The organism is Bacillus sp. FDAARGOS_235, assembly GCF_002073415.2.
GTDB lineage: Bacteria > Bacillota > Bacilli > Bacillales > Bacillaceae_G > Bacillus_A > Bacillus_A toyonensis.
In genome coordinates this window covers 3526614-3544994 of the sequence record NZ_CP020437.2, presented here as the reverse complement: position 1 = coordinate 3544994, position 18381 = coordinate 3526614, and the positions used below count along the sequence as shown (strand labels likewise).

The 18381-nt window shown below is 34.6% G+C and carries 17 protein-coding genes; 6 read left to right on the top strand and 11 right to left on the bottom strand.

The annotated features are described in order from the left end of the window. Window positions 1-198: 198 nt before the first annotated feature. The 6 genes from A6J74_RS20305 to A6J74_RS20275 form a co-directional block, all read right to left on the bottom strand. Window positions 199-1773 (bottom strand): putative ABC transporter permease subunit, encoded by a 1575-nt coding sequence (locus tag A6J74_RS20305; RefSeq protein WP_001095675.1) that lies wholly within the window; start codon window positions 1771-1773, stop codon window positions 199-201. Next, window positions 1763-2479, bottom strand: coding sequence for an ABC transporter ATP-binding protein (locus A6J74_RS20300; protein WP_000889768.1), 717 nt, complete (start codon window positions 2477-2479; stop codon window positions 1763-1765). The genes A6J74_RS20305 and A6J74_RS20300 overlap by 11 nt, the downstream gene beginning before the upstream one ends. Window positions 2480-2624: 145 nt before the next feature. Continuing rightward, window positions 2625-3260 carry an SdpI family protein gene (locus A6J74_RS20295; protein ID WP_000716342.1) on the bottom strand — a complete coding sequence of 212 codons (636 nt, stop codon included), beginning with the start codon at window positions 3258-3260 and terminating at the stop codon, window positions 2625-2627. Continuing rightward, window positions 3257-3529 (bottom strand): autorepressor SdpR family transcription factor, encoded by a 273-nt coding sequence (locus A6J74_RS20290; protein WP_001070532.1) that lies wholly within the window; start codon window positions 3527-3529, stop codon window positions 3257-3259. The genes A6J74_RS20295 and A6J74_RS20290 overlap by 4 nt, the downstream gene beginning before the upstream one ends. Window positions 3530-3896: 367 nt before the next feature. Beyond that, a complete protein-coding gene (locus A6J74_RS20280) occupies window positions 3897-4709 on the bottom strand; it encodes a DUF4179 domain-containing protein (RefSeq protein ID WP_000010523.1) in 813 nt (270 codons plus the stop codon). Then, a complete protein-coding gene (locus A6J74_RS20275) occupies window positions 4693-5277 on the bottom strand; it encodes a sigma-70 family RNA polymerase sigma factor (protein ID WP_000157856.1) in 585 nt (194 codons plus the stop codon). Before A6J74_RS20275 ends, A6J74_RS20280 begins: the two co-directional genes overlap by 17 nt. 262 nt (window positions 5278-5539) lie before the next feature. Between A6J74_RS20275 and A6J74_RS20270 the strand changes: the two genes are divergently transcribed. From A6J74_RS20270 to A6J74_RS20245, 6 genes are all read left to right on the top strand, one after another. Beyond that, a complete protein-coding gene (locus A6J74_RS20270) occupies window positions 5540-6235 on the top strand; it encodes a response regulator transcription factor (RefSeq protein ID WP_000276732.1) in 696 nt (231 codons plus the stop codon). 2 nt (window positions 6236-6237) lie between these two features. Then, window positions 6238-7260 (top strand): sensor histidine kinase, encoded by a 1023-nt coding sequence (locus tag A6J74_RS20265; protein ID WP_000765355.1) that lies wholly within the window; start codon window positions 6238-6240, stop codon window positions 7258-7260. Window positions 7261-7354: 94 nt separating this feature from the next. Further along, window positions 7355-9325 carry an FtsX-like permease family protein gene (locus A6J74_RS20260; RefSeq protein ID WP_000145026.1) on the top strand — a complete coding sequence of 657 codons (1971 nt, stop codon included), beginning with the start codon at window positions 7355-7357 and terminating at the stop codon, window positions 9323-9325. Between the two features lie 79 nt (window positions 9326-9404). After that, on the top strand, window positions 9405-11360 hold the full coding sequence (locus tag A6J74_RS20255) for an FtsX-like permease family protein (RefSeq protein WP_000144988.1): 1956 nt from the start codon (window positions 9405-9407) through the stop codon (window positions 11358-11360). Between the two features lie 19 nt (window positions 11361-11379). Further along, window positions 11380-12132, top strand: coding sequence for an ABC transporter ATP-binding protein (locus tag A6J74_RS20250; RefSeq protein ID WP_000393256.1), 753 nt, complete (start codon window positions 11380-11382; stop codon window positions 12130-12132). Continuing rightward, window positions 12129-14105, top strand: coding sequence for an FtsX-like permease family protein (locus A6J74_RS20245; protein WP_000144933.1), 1977 nt, complete (start codon window positions 12129-12131; stop codon window positions 14103-14105). Before A6J74_RS20250 ends, A6J74_RS20245 begins: the two co-directional genes overlap by 4 nt. 50 nt (window positions 14106-14155) lie before the next feature. Here A6J74_RS20245 and A6J74_RS20240 read toward each other — a convergent pair whose 3' ends face one another. The 5 genes from A6J74_RS20240 to dagF form a co-directional block, all read right to left on the bottom strand. Further along, window positions 14156-14347 (bottom strand): YjcZ family sporulation protein, encoded by a 192-nt coding sequence (locus A6J74_RS20240; protein WP_001290392.1) that lies wholly within the window; start codon window positions 14345-14347, stop codon window positions 14156-14158. A 169-nt stretch (window positions 14348-14516) separates the two neighbouring features. Next, the gene (gntP, locus tag A6J74_RS20235; protein WP_000356142.1) at window positions 14517-15842 is read right to left on the bottom strand and encodes a gluconate permease GntP; all 1326 of its coding nucleotides are present in this window, start codon (window positions 15840-15842) and stop codon (window positions 14517-14519) included. A gap of 48 nt (window positions 15843-15890) precedes the next feature. Beyond that, on the bottom strand, window positions 15891-16616 hold the full coding sequence (locus A6J74_RS20230; protein WP_000539290.1) for a GntR family transcriptional regulator: 726 nt from the start codon (window positions 16614-16616) through the stop codon (window positions 15891-15893). Next, window positions 16616-17632, bottom strand: a complete 1017-nt coding sequence (locus A6J74_RS20225) for a sugar kinase (protein ID WP_001227498.1) — start codon at window positions 17630-17632, stop codon at window positions 16616-16618. The genes A6J74_RS20230 and A6J74_RS20225 overlap by 1 nt, the downstream gene beginning before the upstream one ends. Next, complete coding sequence (dagF, locus tag A6J74_RS20220; protein WP_000181928.1) at window positions 17625-18380, bottom strand: 2-dehydro-3-deoxy-phosphogluconate aldolase; 756 nt, start codon at window positions 18378-18380, stop codon at window positions 17625-17627. The genes A6J74_RS20225 and dagF overlap by 8 nt, the downstream gene beginning before the upstream one ends. Window position 18381: the final 1 nt, after the last annotated feature.

Genomic DNA, 18381 nt, shown 5'->3' with positions numbered 1-18381 from the left:
TCAAAATAAAAAAGCTGCTCTTCCTTTTTAAAGGAAAAGCAGCTTCTTTATTTTATCCCGCTATTTGCGGGCAGTAAAACTCCCACCTCAAAATTCAGGTGAAGCAAAGAAGTTAGGTGGGAGATAAACTGCCCGTAAACGCCCAATTGGTGAGGGCTAATAATCAGTGGGGATGAACACCCCCCACTGATTAAAGTTTCACTTTATACTTCTTCTCGACTCGTTCTTATACAAGAAAATAGTAATAATCGTAAGTACTATAACAACTACAAAAGTAAATACTCTGTCGTTCAAGATAGTACCGGTACCGATTAACATGGCAGGTATAACTGCCATAATTAAGCCACCAAACATACCGATAAACGATCCTATACTTTGTTTTATTACTTGAGTTTCTGATACCCAATCATAATAACCAAATCGATTATTAATAAAAATTCCCCATACTGCCGAAAAGAGTGAGTATGTTATCGGTGTTATTACGATGAAAAGAGAACTCCAAACATCGAGTTTTAACCCGATTATTAGCAATACGGCACTAATAAGTGATGCAGGTATACTCAATGAAAGATTCATAAGAATTTTACTGTCATAAACCATCTTTGGCGCTATAGGCAATGACTTAATAATCCATACATTTTTTCCTTCTAAAGACAATGACACACATGTTGTACACGTCATTGAAATCGCTGCTGCAATAGCAAATGGAGCAATCTTTTGCAACAAGGGCTCAATTCCAGGGTACGCTATTAATTGACTTGGCCCTACTACAACTACAGCTAACGAGAAAGCTATCGCCATCACGACTCCCATTCCACTATTTATGACATACACTGTAGAAGAGAAGAAACGTTTCAGCTCTTTTTTATACAATGCGACCAATACACTTTCTTTTCTTATACTATTAATCTCATAATTTGAAAGCATATGATAAGTGGAAATCCCTGTGTTTATTTGCTTATATTTTAACGAAAGTATTTTTACAAAAAGATAATACCAACTAACTGATATCCCGACGAATAAGATGAAAGCTATAATATCAGCATGAACAATTGCTTTTTGAAACATGTTAGCTAGTGGATACACTTTAGTTAATTGCTCCGAAACAATTGCACCAATTCCGTTCATATCATTAAGGCTATATTGAGCATTTCCGTTTTTTAGCATAAAGAAACCGAATGTAATAATTACTATAAAACTTAAAATCGTAGTTATTTTATTCGCATTTTTAAATTTAGAAGCGATTGCCGTAATCGCAGCTCCAAAGATTGCTGCAATTGTTGTTGGAATTAAAGATGCTATAAACATACTGATGAACCACATAAAGTAAAAAGAAACTGATTGATTTTCATGTATGCCATAAACAACTCCCATCGGTAGCATGATTATGATTGAAAAGATTGTATTCAGCAAGTATAAATACAAAAATCTACTTGCAATAACAGTATTTACACGAATCGGCAATGACATTAAAAAGTCGTAATCCTTAAAAGCAAAAATTTCTCCATTTGCCTTAAATATAGTGAAAAACAACGTTAATACACTGCTAATAACTAGTGCATAAACGGGAATAATTTCACTCATTCCTAGTTTCACCAATCCATATGCCGAGGCTCCGCAATATAACATTAGCATGACACCAACTAGAGCAATAGATGCTGTCAGCAAAATCTTATTCTGCTTCTTTTTCTTATCTTTTTCATATTTAAAAGTGTTTAGACCGAGCTGCGTTATTAACCGGATTTTTAAAAGTCCTAAACTATTAGTATTCATTAGCAAGCTCCTTCATAAAGAGTTCTTCCAATGAACTTTCCTTTATTAAAGAATGCACTTCCCCTGAAAGTGCTAATTTCCCTCTATTTATCATCGCTATTTTATTACATAACTTCTCCGCTACATCTAAAACGTGCGTAGAAAAGAAAATCGCACTTCCTTTTTCACAAAGCTCTTTCATAATACCTTTCAAAACTACGGCTGCTTTTGGATCAAGACCAACGAAAGGTTCATCTAAAACTAATAATTTCGGTTTATGTAAAACCGCTGATATAATCGCTACTTTTTGTTTCATGCCATGCGAATAAGAAGATATTAAGTCTCCCAAGTAAGGTGTAATCTCAAAGGCATCCCCATACTTCTGGATCTGTTCTTCCCGATCCTTCGCCGGCACTTTATATACATCCGCAACAAAGTTCAAATATTGAATTCCTGTTAATTGCTCATATAAATCTGGATTATCAGGAATATACGCCATTACTCTCTTACATGCAATCGGATCCTTTTTTACTGAATGTCCATCAATAAAAATTTCGCCCTCTTCAAAATCTATAACTCCTACTAACGACTTAATTGTTGTACTTTTCCCCGCACCGTTATGTCCAATAAATCCAAAGATATCTCCTGCTTTAACAGTAATATTTAAATGATTTACCGCTTTCTTTCCACCTTTGTATGTCTTACTAAAATTTATAATTTCTAACATGTAAAATCCCCCCAAGCCATCTATTTAACTGAATTTTCAGACCTCAAAACAGAAAATTTACTCAGTGAGCTTTTCATTATCCCCACTGAGTATTAAAATCTCTTAACACATAGAAACTATAACTATAAAATTTGATTAATATAGCTCACAATTGTATTTCTTTTTTATATAAAACGTAAGAATATAAATTCGTTATAATAACAGCAACTACTATAATCCCCAGCATCATATAAGATCTCCAATCAGCCGGAGCGAAAACACTTATAATCATAATAATTCCTAAAGCCACAAATACTTTTCCACTAAATCGATGTGTTTTCCGCCACACTTCTTCATTACTTAACGTCCATGGATTACGCATCCCGACAAAAAAGTTTGGCTTACACTGTGGTAAATAATTACCCATTACTAAAAATAAAACACCCACTAATAATTCTGGAACCCGATTAATAAATAAGTTATATCCTAATCCACTTGTAATAATATCTATATTCCCTACAAATAGTAGCAGGAGTACCCCATTATTCATCATCATAAAAGCTTTAGAAAATTTCTCATAATTTGCTTTTCTTGGATCAATCTTAGGTATCACATTTAGAAATATATATAATGCAATCATAATTCCGACCATAGAAATCATTCCGTAAAATTTAGACGAATAGCCATCTACCTTACCGCCGCTCCAATGTGTCGCAATTGTATCCGGCAAATGTGGCCAAGCAAACGCCCAAGCTAAACAAGTTGTAACAATTAATATAATTGCGAAAAGATGTTTTTTCATTTCCCCTCTTCCCCCTTATTTGTAAACGTAAACACCCAAGTCAACAAATCTTGAAAGACAGTTGTGTTTAAAGAGTACACAACGAATTGCCCTCTTTTTTCATCTTGAATAAGTTCAGCATTTTTAAGTGCACTTAAGTGGTGTGAAATACTTGGTTTCGTCATATTGAAATGTTCGGCAATTTCACCAGCGGTTAGATCACCTTCTTTTAATAAGTCTAAAATTTTTCGCCTTGTTGGATCTGCTAATGCTTTGAATGCTTGATTCAATGTCTTTCTTCCTTTCGATAATTAGACATTTAGATATTTATCTAAATGTTAAAATGATTTCAGTTAATTGTCAATAATATGTAAGGCCCTTTTTACTTTTTCCACTTTTAACCTACATTAATTACTTTATAGAGTAAAACTGTAAAGATGGAAGAAATACGAGGGATACAAAATAAAAGAAGCTCTTCTAACTAAAGGAAGAGCTTCTTTTATTTAAATTTTATCATTTTATTAACAAACGAAGAAATCCAAAAGATTATCAAACTTATAATAAAGGACATACCTACTATCGTTCCGAATTCATTTAACCAATAACTAATCATGCTTTCACACATTCAGTTCAGATTCTATTAAATATAATACGAAATTATTCATTCTTTATAGATTCCTTCTGCACAGTTTTATGCGCTATGTCGACCGGAATTTTTGTTGTCCAAGTTCCTTCCGTTCCTCCAATTCTGTTAATATTAATATGTACAGATAAGAAGTCTGGGAATTTTTCACCTTCTAACGGTTCAAAAACCGCTACTCCCTCTGGTTTGTCGTGATTAGCGTATGCCGTTTCAAAGCTCTTGCCTGCTTCATCACTTAAGTAAAAAGTACTTGCCTCTGGTGCATCAGGATTACCAATACGATCTTTTTGATAATTATCGATATGAGTGTTACTAAGAAAATGCAAATATTGCACAGCATTAAATTTCTTATTTTCATAATGTGGACTCTCTACTTGTTTCCCGTCTTCTTTACCATCAGATTTAATATCAAGCCCAGTTGTATTAAATTCATATGGAACGAGCGAACCATCTTGTTGTTCAAAACGATAATAAACAAGTATTTTGGCATCTTGAATTAATATTTCTTTTATATGAAGAGTAATACCATTATCGACTATTTTTTCATTTAGCTGTATAGACTTTCCATCCGCAGCATCCTTTTTAACTTGATCGTTAATCATGTCATTTAATTTTACTTCCGGTTTTACAAAATAAGAATTGTTTAATGCCATTGTACTCGTCGGTATAACGACAGCCGCTATTAAACCCGCTATTAATAATTTCTTTTTCGTTTTCTTTTTGCTATCTTTTTTATACATTTGACTAAAGGATTGATAAGCATGCTCTTTAACTTCTTTAGGGACCTCTTGTTTCATTGCTTTTTTAAATTCATTTGAAAACGACATTTGAATTAGATTCCTCCTCATCTATTTCTATACTAGACTGATTCCGAATTTTTTCTAACGCTCTGTGAATTCTAGACCTTACTGTACCTATAGGGATTTGTAATAGTTCTGCAATTTCTTCATACGTATAATCGTGGTAAAAGCGATACACGATTACTATTCTAAATTTAAATGGAAGTTCTTGTATCACCGTTAATAACTGCTCTTCTGTTTCTTTTCTTAATAATACTTTTTCGGGAACGTCTACAACTGGATTATCACTTAATTGTTGTTTTTCAAATAAGCGCATCCTCTTCCATATATTTTTTCTCCACTGACTAATCTGTTTGTAAACAATTCCATTCAACCAAAATAGAAACGGTCTAGATTGATCATATGTTGAAATAGATTTCCAAAGTTGAAAGTAAACTTCATTTACGATTTCATTTGTATCATGCCGATTTTTAACTATAGCGAAGACAGTTTCATATATTCTCTGACTCGTTAAATCAAATATAAATTCAAAAGCCTCCTCATCACCTTTTAATAAACGTTCTATCCAGATATGTATATCCTCATTACTTGCCAAGTAGTGCCCCCTCCTTAACGATGTTCTCACTATATATTGGACAGTAAGCAAAATAAAGTTCCAAATTTCATAAAAAATATATTATTTTTTATGAAATTTCATCTATTTAAAAGGACAATACATTCAGTTATCCCTATAATACTTTTTACTTTTCTCACTTTTAACCTATACTGTTAACTAGCTTATATTTCAACATAATGAAAAGACGTGAAACACATGGTACACTATAGCTACAATTGTTTTTTTGAGGAGGAATATACATATGTATAAAATTTTAATCGTTGAAGACGATCCAAATATTTCATCATTACTGCAATCTCACATTCAAAAATACGGGTACGACGCTGTTGTTACTGAAAATTTTGATGATATTATGGAATCGTTTAACGCCGTGAAACCACACCTTGTTTTACTTGATGTGAACTTACCGAAATTCGATGGATTCTACTGGTGCCGTCAAATTCGTCATGAATCTACTTGTCCAATTATTTTCATTTCAGCGCGTGCTGGTGAGATGGAACAAATTATGGCGATTGAAAGCGGTGCGGATGATTATATTACGAAACCGTTCCACTACGACGTTGTAATGGCAAAAATTAAAGGTCAATTGCGCCGTATTTACGGTGACTATGCACCAAATATTTCTGAGCGTATCGTTGAAGTAGAAGGTTTAAAACTATTCCCTGAACGTCCAGAAATTCACTTCGGATCTGAACAAGTTCTTTTAACGAAGAAAGAAGCAATTTTAGCCGAAATGTTATTATCTAAATTCCCTCGTACAGCGAGCCGTGAAGATTTATTAGCTGCTCTTTGGGATGATGAGAGCTTCGTTGAGGAAAATACATTAAACGTAAACATCACGCGTCTTCGTAAAAAGTTCAATGAGCTTGGTATTGAAAATGCTATTGAAACAGTACGTGGACTTGGGTATCGTTTTAACGCAACTTGGAGTGAATAAGCATGAAGCTATTTTTACGTGATCATTTTACATTTTTTCTACTGTACGTATTAAACTTCGGTATCATTTTCGTTCTCTATGATGCAGTAGATGGATTTCAAAATAATAAGTTTTACTTCATCGTTTTAAGCTTATACTTATTTATTTGTTTCCTCGCTTATCGTTACGTTCGTAACCGTAGAATGTATCATAGATTAAGTGAGCAGCCGGAAAAAATGGAAGATGCGTTTATTGAAAGAGCAACCGCTCCGATGCCTCACGGTGTAAATGAACTCGTGCGTACGCAATACCGTCTCTTCCAAAAAGAACTACAATCGTATGAAGTAAAACAACAGGAACATCAATTGTTCATTAACCATTGGGTACACCAAATGAAGACACCTGTTTCTGTTATGCAGCTTATGGTACTGGAAATGGAAGACGAACATTTAATTCCGAAATTCAAAAAAGAGTTAGAGCGTCTAAACCAAGGACTTGATATGGCTTTATACATGGCTAGGTTAAATAACTTCCATGAAGATTTCCATGTTGAGACGATTTCATTAAAAGATACGGTAACAAAAAATATTAATGGATTAAAAGAACTATTTATTCGTAATGGCGTCTTCCCTGTTTTAGACGTACATTCTGATCTAAAAGTTGCTTCTGATGCGAAATGGCTAAAATTTATTATCTATCAGTTAATGACAAATGCAGTCCGTTACTCTGGTGAGCGTGGAAAGAAAGTGTCCTTATCCGCTTATCGAAATGGAAAAGACATTATTCTAGAAGTTCGCGATGAAGGCGTTGGTATTCCGCAAGAAGATATTCGAAGAGTATTTGAACCATTCTACACTGGGAAAAACGGTCGTACATTCGGAGAATCTACCGGTATGGGGCTTTATATTGTAAGTAAAATTTGTGATTATTTAGGTCACTCCGTCAAACTAGATTCTGAAGTTGGTAAAGGAACGACGATTAAAATCATCTTCCACAATGCTGCGAATAATCAAGCAGAGAATGTAGAGAAGGTGACTGAATCATGATCAGAACATATGCTAGCAAAATGTATGAGAACTCACTCTCATACATTTTTTGCAATAAAACTACATATTTCCCTGCTAACGGGAGGCACGTATTATGACATTTTGGCAATTTGCATTTAAAAATGTAACGCGCAACTCAAGAGCTTATTTTGCTTACTTTATAAGCAGTGCCTTTTCCATTGCTGTTTTCTTTTCGTTCGCTGTTTATTTGTTTCATCCGAAATTACAAAATCCCACTATGATCTCTGAAATTTCAGGATTAATGATTTTTTCAGAAGTTGTGATTGTTTTGTTCTCGTTCTTTTTTCTACTCTATTCAATCGGATCGTTTTTAAAAGTTCGTAAAAAGCAATTTGGTATTTTAACTATTTTAGGTATATCAAAAAAACAATTACATCGACTCGTTTTCACTGAAAATATGTTAATTGGTATTTTATCTATCTTTTTCGGTATGCAGTTTGGACTTGTCTTTTCGCAGTTTTTCTTATTAGTAACAGCGAAAATTACACATCTACCGGGGATATATTTATATCCCCCTACGAATGCTTTCATTTTAACAACGATTGTGTTTCTTGGTCTCTTTATCGCTGTATCTTCATTTACACCCATGCTAATTCGTACGAAAAAGACGGTAAACCTATTAAAAACGAATGGTAGGAAGCAAAAGGAAAGAAAACCATCCATATTTATCTCTCTATTTGGTGCTATCTGTTTATTAGGTGGTTATATTTTAGCTGCAAACCCTAAATATTTCTTCTCAATAAACACGCAAGTAGGCGTTATCTATATGGTTTCAAGTGTTTTTGTGATTCCAGCGCTTGTTACAATTGGGACATATTTTTTCTTTTCTCAAATTAGTTTCTTACTTATTTATATTTTAAAGAAAAGAAGAAAGTTTTATATGAAACGAATTAATATGCTTTGGATTTCGGATTTAGCAAGTCGTATTCGAACAAATATCAATATGCTTTTTATTGTAGCCATGCTTTCTACAATTGCTTTCACAATGATTACGTTCCTATATGGATTCGGAAAGTTTACAAAGCTAGATGTTGCGAGAACTTCACCTTTTCCATTTTCTTATTTTTCATATGACGCAAATCCTTTTGTTAACAAGCATTTAACTTGGCTTGAACAGCAGTTACAAAAAGAAAATTTCTCTTATAAAAAGATCAAAACTGATTTATATGAAACACCATTGAAAGAAGATGAAGGTATAACGACTTACAATGACATTTATGCAATGAAACAAAGTGACTATAATAAACTTGCAGCTTCCCTGCGAATGAAAGAACTATTCATGAGTGATAACGAAGCATATATCTTAAGCGGCGATGCTTATTTCACCTTATTCAGCCAATTTGAGCCAAGCTTCAATAGAAAATCCATTACACTTTCTAGCACAAATACGATATTACAAGTAAAGGGCTATGAACAAGCAGGGGCCATTCCCTCTGACTTTTCATATCAAACTTTAATTTTACCTGACGCTGTTGTAAACAACTTACCAAGTACAACAAAGCATGTAGCAGCGTACAATTATAACGTACAAAACTGGGAAAAGACGTATGAAATTGCTGATGATTTTATGAAAAGAATACAAAGAGATCGACAAGAATTCCAATACGAAGGACCCCTTGTACGCTCCTATGAATCAGCAGGCTCATTATATAGAATCACATCAGGAAGTGCCGCATACTTCCTAATCGGGACATTCTTAGGTGTCATTTTCTTTATTGGAGCTGGTAGCGTTCTTTACTTCAGAATGTATACAGATTTAACGAACGAACAAGAAAAATATGTAGCAATTTCAAAAATTGGTGTAACAGATGCAGAGATGAAAAGATCTGCAACCATTCAACTTAGCATTTTATTTTTTGTTCCGTACGTTATGGCGTCCATTCATACAATGTTCGCGACAAAAATGCTTCAAGACGTAATTGCTTTATCACTATTCAAAGAAATTTCAGCAGTTCTTATTATTTTTGGAGTAGTTGAATTCATCTTTTTCTTATTTATTCGTTCCTTTTACATGCAAAAGTTATCAGAGTATACGAATGGTTAAGTTTTATAAATATATTAGTACAGGAAAAGGATACCTCTTATATTCTTTTCCTCTTCACTCTATTAGGAGGTTTAGGTGAATGACTTTTTGGCAGTTTGCCTTTAAAAATGTAACAAGAAACGCCAGAGCTTATTTCGCCTATTTTGTAAGCAGTGCGTTTTCCATTGCTATTTTTTTCTCATTTGCAGTTTATTTATTTCATCCTAAATTGCATATGACAGACGTGAATTATGCTCTGAACATATTAATGACAATTTCAGAAGTTGTCATTGTGTTCTTTTCATTTTTCTTTTTACTCTATTCAATTGGTACATTTTTAAAGGTTCGTAAAAAACAATTTGGGATTTTAACAGTACTTGGTATATCTCAAAAACAATTAAAGCGACTCATATTTATAGAAAATATGCTGATTGGTGTTCTTTCTATATTTTTTGGTATTCAACTTGGACTTGTTTTTTCACAGTTCTTTTTACTAGTTACCGCCAAAATTACACATGTACCTGGTCTATATTTATATTGGCCGACAGGTGCTATCGTTTTAACTATAATCATCTTTCTTGGACTCTTCATTCTCGTATCATCTTTTACACCGATGCTAATCCGTACGAGAAAAGCTGTACGTCTTTTAAAAGAAGGAACAAAACAAAAAGAAAGAAAAGCATCCGTACTCATTTCTCTATTTGGTGCGATATGTTTAATATCTGGATATGTATTAGCAGCAAATCCTCTATATTTTATGTCGCTAGGCGACATCATTGGGCTTTTATATGCCGTCTCTAGTATATTTGTCATTCCATCGCTTATTGCAGCCGGAACATATTTTTTCTTTTCACAGATTAGTTTTTTACTTATTCGTATATTAAAAACACGAAGAAAGTTTTATATGAAACGAATTAATATGCTTTGGATTTCGGATTTAGCAACGCGCATTCGAACAAATATTAATATGCTATTTATAGTAGCAATGCTATCAACGCTCGCTTTTACAATGATTACATTCTTATATGGATTCGGGAAATTTACAAAGTTTGATGCGATTAGGCAAAACCCTTTCCCGTTTACATATTTATCACATACTGAAAATACGTTAGCTGATGAACATTTAAACTGGTTAGAACAAAAATTTAATGAAGAGCACTTTACTTATACAAAATTTAAAACAGACATATATGAAGTATCTTCAGCTGAAGGTAACGTGCAGCTCTATTATGCCATTAAACAAAGTGACTATAATGTACTTGCTAAGGCGTTAAATTGGGAAACTCTCTCGGTGAATAAGAATGAATCTTATATTCTTATGAAAGACTTAGACGATCAAGTTGTTGGAACAATTCATACTAAAGAAAAGAAAAATACTCTTACACTTGCTCAAAACAATTTACAACTACAAGTGAAAGAATATAAAAGTTATAACCCATTCCCAAACAGCTTAATATACCAATTGCTCATACTATCTGATGAAAATGTAGAAACATTATCCACCGTTTCAAAACAGATGAGTGTATATAACTTTAAAGTTAACGATTGGGAAGAAGCACATACTATCGGTTCAGCATTTATAACAAAAATTGATAACGACAATGCAGCTATTCAGGCAGAACATCCACCGTTTCATGCAAGTGAAGCAAGTGACTCTTTATACAACACGAAACTAAACGTTGCTTCATTCTTCTTAATCGGAACTTTTCTTGGTGTTATTTTCTTCATCGGTGCAGGCAGTGTTCTGTATTTCCGAATGTATACAGATTTAACAAATGAGCAAGAAAAGTATATAACGATTACAAAGATTGGATTAACAGCAGACGAAATGAAACAATCTGCTACAATCCAACTTGCGATTCTTTTCTTTGTCCCTTACATTATGGCATCCATCCATACGATGTTCGCGACAAAGATGCTACAAGAGATATTACATCTCTCGTTCTTCGCTGAAATTACAGTCGTACTTATGATTTTTGGAACGGTTGAAATTCTCTTTTTCCTTTTAATTCGTTCCTTTTATATGCAAAAATTATCACAACATATTAAGTTTTAAAAATAGAAAGGTGATTATTATGGAAGAAGTATTACACATAAAAAACGTCTCAAAAGTGTATGAAGGGAAAGTCCCTCATACCGCTTTAAAAAATATAAATTTACACGTGGATAAAGGTGAATTCGTCGCAATTATGGGGCCTTCTGGAAGTGGTAAATCTACATTTTTAAACGTTATTTCTACAATTGATTCTCCTACTTCTGGAGAAGTCGTAATTAACGGCAAACAACCTCATACATTTCGTAGAGAAAAATTAGCAATTTTCCGCCGTCAAGAATTAGGATTTGTTTTCCAAAACTTTAACCTATTAGATACGTTAACGATTGGAGAAAATATCGTATTACCTTTAACGTTAGATAATGTTCCTTTAAAAGAAATGGACGAAAAGCTCGATAACATCTCAAAGAAACTTGGAATTGATCATATTTTGGACAAACGTATTTTTGAAGTTTCAGGAGGGCAAGCACAGCGTACTGCGGTAGCACGTGCTGTCATTCATCATCCGTCTCTTTTACTTGCGGATGAACCAACAGGAAACTTAGATTCAAAAGCAGCGATTGATGTAATGGAATTATTTACGAAATTAAACAAAGAAGAAGATGCAACGATTTTAATGGTTACGCATGATCCGTTTGCAGCAAGTTATTGTAACCGTGTTATTTTCATTAAAGATGGAGAGCTTTACAATGAACTGCATCGCGGATTGTATCGTGAGAAGTTTTATCAAGAAATATTAGATGTCCTAGCATTATTAGGAGGAAGACGTGGATGACATTTTGGCAATTCGCATTTAAAAATGTCTCGCGTAATTCTAAAGCATATTTCGCTTATTTTGTAAGTAGTGCTTTTTCTATTATGGTTTTCTTTTCATTTACTGTATATGCGTATCATCCGCGCTTACAAAGTGTACAAGGCTTTCAAGATCGGGATCCTCTAATGAACTTAGCTAGTACAGCACAGCTTGTGATTGTTATGTTCTCGTTCTTTTTTCTCTTATATTCAGTTGGAACATTTTTAAATGTACGGAAGCAGCAATTCGGGATACTCACCATTCTCGGTATCTCACAGAGACAATTAAAAAGACTGTTATTTACTGAAAATATGATAATCGGGATATTATCTATCTTTATCGGCATTCAAGGTGGACTTGTATTTTCTAACTTTTTCTTATTAGTCACTTCGAAATTAACAAGTGCAAAAGGTCTCTATTTATATTGGCCAACAGAAGCGATTATCGTTACAACCGTAACGTTTATCATTTTATTTTTAATTGTTTCTACGTTTACACCAATGTTTATTCGTACTCGAAAAACAACGCAGCTTATTAAGGGAGTTAACAAAAAGAAGAGCGAAAAAAAACCATCTATACTCATTTCACTATTTGCTTTAACTTGTTTAGGACTATGCTATTATATTGCCGGTTATCCGCAAGGCTACATAACGGAAAAAAATGTACAAAATGGGTCTGTATTCTTAATTATACTATCTATTTTACCGCTCGTAGTAGTTGGGACGTATTTGTTTTTTTCACAAACATTTCTTCTCTTTATCTATATTTTAAAGAAACGAAGAAAGTTTTATTTGAAACAAATAAATATGTTATGGATTTCAGATTTAGTTTCTCGTACCCGCAGTAATATTAATGTACTCTTTATCGTTTCTATGCTATCTGCACTTGCATTTACAATTATTATCGGGTTATTTGCTGCAAACAATCATACGAAAGCATCCATACTAGAACGATATCCAATACCATTCACCTATACATCAGAAGGTGTTAATGCATTTGAACAAAAGCATATTACTACGATTGAAACTGAACTTACAAATGCTAATTTTCAATATGACAAATATAAGTTTACCGTTTTAAAAGATACAGCTTCAAAAGAATCAATTTCCATTATGAAAATGAGTGATTATAACGCAATAGCAAAGCAATTAAACAGACCAGAAATCACTCTTGATTCTACACAAGTTTATAATATTTCTCGCTATTCACCAGCGTTATTAAATCTCGTGTCTAACCCATTTGCGAAGCAGGACACGATTACACTTGGCTCTAATAAAAAAGAATTTCAAATTAAAGGTTTTATTAATAGAGGAATTGAGCCTCCCTTTGCATTACCTCACTTAATTGTGATGCAAGATGAAGTAATTGAAAATATGATTCCTCATATTGAAACAATTACAGTTTATAACTACTTCGTGGAAAATTGGGAAAATGCAATTGTCCCAACAAAAAATATATTAAAAAGCTTAGATCATGATGCAGAAACCTTGTATGAAGCACATAAGGATGAAGAAGATTTCATTAAACCATTTCATATTTATACAGCTACGGATGAACTCGTTCATAGTAAAGGAAATGCGGTTGCTCAGTTCTTTATTTGGGCATTTCTCGGCTTTATTTTCTTTATCGGTGCGGCTAGTGTTTTATACTTCCGTATGTATAACGACTTAACGAATGAAAAACAAAAATACATTACGATTACAAAGCTTGGCTTAACTGAATCAGAAATGTTTCGCTCTGCAACGATTCAATTAGGAATTTTATTTTTCGTTCCTTACATCGTTGCTGGTGTTCACACGTTATTTGCGGTTAAGTTTTTACAAAGTATGTTTTCTTTTTCATTACTAAAAGAGACATGTATTGTACTCACCTTTTTCGGGATTATCGAGATCATTTTCTTCTTCTTAATCCGTTCTCTGTACATTAATAAATTATCACAACATATTAAAACGTGAATAAAATGGCCTTGTGCAATACGCACAAGGCCATTTTCAATAGTTTTTAATTAGCAGCAATATCCACCATAGCCGCCTGCATAACCGCCGTAACCACCATAACCACAACCGCCGCCTCCGCCGAAGCAGCTAGCACCGATGATAATTAATAAAATAAACAATACGATTAGAAGCGCAAAACCGCCGCCGCACCCATGTCTGCGGTTACAATCATCATGTCTGTGTTCACACTTTTCGCTCATTACTCTATTCCTCCTTTAGTATCATTCATAACAAGTTCACCTTGCTCTAAATGAGGGGATTCCATTTATAGTATGTTTTCAGGGCGAATAGGAAGCTTGGCTTACTTAAAAACGGGCTTGTTTTGGCAATTGGGCTTCATCAAAAAAAAGATACCTATTCAGGTATCTTTTAAAGAAACATATTCAACACAAGGGCAAAACCGAATGCAATAAATGATAACAATGTTTCCAGCACCGTCCACGTTTTAAACGTTTCCTTCACCGTCAAACCTAAATACTCTTTTACAAGCCAGAAGCCTGCATCATTTACGTGAGAAAACATTAGTGAACCTGCACCGGTTGCTATAACGAGCAATTCTAAATTTACACCAGACATGTGCTGAATAACTGGTGAAACAATTCCTGCTGCTGTCGTTAATGCTACTGTAGCTGATCCGGTCGCTATTCGAATTAATCCCGCTACCATGAAAGCTAAGACGATTGGTGATAACGATATATGTTCTGCCATTTGCGCAATCGCCGTTCCAACTCCACTTTCAATTAATATTTGTTTAAACCCACCACCTGCACCAATTATTAAAATAATTGAGCCTACAGGTAGTAAACTTTCATCTGTTAATTTTTTTATCATCTTTTTATTAATTCCTTGTTTGATGCCAAGTAAATAAAATGCTGCAAAACATGAAATAAGTAAAGCGATTACTGGACTTCCTATAAAGACTAAAAATTCAGTTATTTTTATTGGTAAAGAAATATACGGTGCAACTACTGATAAAATCATTAACACAACTGGCAGTAAAATAATAAAAAACGAAACTTTACGACTTGGTAAATCGGTTGATACAGTCGTAACTCGAACAAGCTCCGGTTCATTTTCAGGTATAACCCTCTTATGTACCCACTTCGCAAATATCGGCCCTGCGATGATGGCTGTTGGTAACGCGATAATTAATGAATATAAAAGTACTTTTCCTAAGTTCGCATTATAAATCCCGATTGCAGTCATCGCACCTGGATGCGGAGGCACTAGCCCATGCACAATCGATAATCCAGCAATAACAGGTAACGCAATTAACAATATATTTTGCTTCGTCGTTTTTCGAATGGAAATAACAAGTGGTAATAAAATGACGATCCCCACTTCAAAAAAGACTGGAATCCCTATAACAAACCCTGCAAATAACATTGCCCAAGGTAATTTTTTTACGCCGAAAAATCGAATAAAGAAATCTGCAACTTGCATGCCTGCCCCTGAATCAGACATCATTTTCCCTAAGATAGTCCCAAGTGCCAAAATGCCAACTAAATGCCCTAGTACACTACCAACACCAGTTTCATAGGCAGCCACTATTTTCGTTAAGTTCAGTCCAGACATAATAGCTAAAAATAAACTAGCAACTGTTAAACTAATAAATGCATGCCATTTCCACCATGATACCCCTAAAATGACAATTGCGATCGCAAGTAACGTGACGATTAATAAGTATATATCCATCTCTCATTCCCCTTACTTTTATAAAAAAAGAGGGAAAATCCCTCTTTTTTATACGTCATAATTAACTACATAATGCTGCATTTCTGTATTGTAGTAGCCTTCGCTATATTCAATTACTTCGCCAACTTCATCGTAAGAATAGCGCATACGTTTTAATAACGCTGTCCCCTCTTTTTCACCTAACGATTCTGCAACGAAACTGGGCGCAAGTCCAACTGCGAATTCATCTCTGAAGTTTTCTAAATGTATACCTCGGTCTTCGACTAAATCATAAAGTGATTGTAAATCAAAGTCCGATAAGTCTGTACTTGCCATTTTCGCTGAGAAATAGTGCGTATAATGAATATATGGTGCATCATTTAACGTATATAAACGTTCAATACGAAAACTCTCTTTACCGAATAAGCGAAATGGCACTGTTCCTTCTTCATTATGAACGACTTCTGCCTTTAGCAATTTCTTTTGTACTTTATATCCTTCTTCCACTAACACTTCAGTAAATTTCTTACCCTTTGACAGTTTTGTCGCAGAAGTATTACGGATGACTTTCGTTCCTTTACCGCTCTTCTTTTCCAAATATCCTTCTTGAGCGAGTTCTTTAATCGCATTACGTACTGTAATTTTACTCACTTTGAACTCTTCCTCTAATTGTGGTTCTGAAGGAATATTCGTATGAATCGCATATACACCATGCAATATTCGATCACGAATAATATTTTTTATTTGTAAATATAATGGTCCTTTTTTTCTCGTTACGTTCACCGTTACACCCACTACCTTTCTACATCACCTACTGATGCCGTCATTGCCCGAAGTATATCCTTCTCTGATGACATTGGCGTATCACCGACGATTGTATGTGCAAGCATGCCAGCTGCTGACGCAAATGAAACAGCTTTCTCTGGTGCAAACTCTTCTATCTCGCCATGAATAATCCCGCTCGTATAAGCATCTCCAGCACCTATTCTATCATATACAGAAAACGTAAGTGTTTTTGCAAAAGTGAACGTTCCATCTTTACATATAAACCCGCGCAGTGAATGTGTATTATCACCGTTAATAGAGCGATGTGTACCAGCAATTGTAGCAATATGATACGTTTCAGCTACCTTTGGAATAAGATCAACAAGTTGCGCCTCTCGCTCCGTTTCTTCTGTTTTCATTCCTAAAACAAACATCGCATCTTTTTCGTTCATCATAACGATATCAGCAAGTCCTAGCATTTCTTCATAATGCGGCTTTGCCTGTTCATATCCGTCTTCTCCCCAAAGTGATGGACGATAATTGCAATCAAAAACGACGTCTCCTCCGTTTTCTTTAACTGCTCTCGCTAAAGACTTCATATGATGGCGCACCGTATCATTCATCGCAAGCGTAATACCGCAAAAATGAACGATATCAATCTCCTTAGCAATTTCTTCAAATTGGTACATCTCTTCAGATGCCGTATTGAAACTACTTTCTAATCGATTCGAATATGTAACTCGGCTTGCACGTGCTCCAAATCCATTTTCCAAAAAGTACATGCCGACATATTTGCCGCCCCTTGAAACAAGCGGGGTTTGCACACCTAACTTTTGAATGTATGATAATGCCGCATCTCCAACCGGATTTTCCGGTAAAGTTGAGATAAGAAGTCCTTCATGCCCTAGATGAGAAAGCGCCGCTGCAACATTCACACCTGTACCAGAAAATGAGTAATTTAATGTGTTTGCTTGCGACAATAATTCATATCCTGGCACTTGTAGGCGCATCATTACTTCACCGAATGCTGCAATTTTCTTACGCATATTGATCAACTAACTTCTTCACGACTGCTAATAATTCACGCACATCTTCTACTTTCGTGTTACCAGTTTCTTTATCAATAATAGAAGAGTACACGTGCGGGATAACTTGCTCTACATTTGCCTCAAGCGCAATACGTACAATTGTTTCGAAGTTTTCTTTATCAATTCCGCCTGTTGGCTCTAATGCAAATCCTTCTTCCGCACAAGCTTTCGCAACTACGCGATATTCTTCTTCATGAGCTAGCCCTTTCATCGGGAAGTACTTCAATGAATTTCCGCCCATATCACGTACAAGTGCGATCGCTGTTTTAATTGGAACGATTGCTTTTTCTTCTCCAGCCGCACTAATTGGGCCAGTAGAAATATTTACGTAACCTACTTTTCCTGTTGGCGATACTAAACTATTAATCCAGCTATCTTTTTTGCCAAGATTTGCACGTGTCGCTCCGACTGAAGGGAACACTTGGTTAATATGGCTACCAGGATAATGCTTCGCAATTTCAGCTACAACTGCCGCTTGGCGATTATCTCCTGCTCCTAGTCCGATTGATACAGCGTCCTCAATTTCTTTTCCGTATGCTTTCATCGCTGTAACAGCTTCTTCTACAGTTGGATAATCTTTTGATAATACACCAACTACTACATAACCTTCTGCTGCTTCAAAAATATCTTTTGCATTTTCGATATTGTTCGCTAATACATTTAATGCTACGCGGCCTTTATAAAAACGTTTTTGAATGTTTGTCATT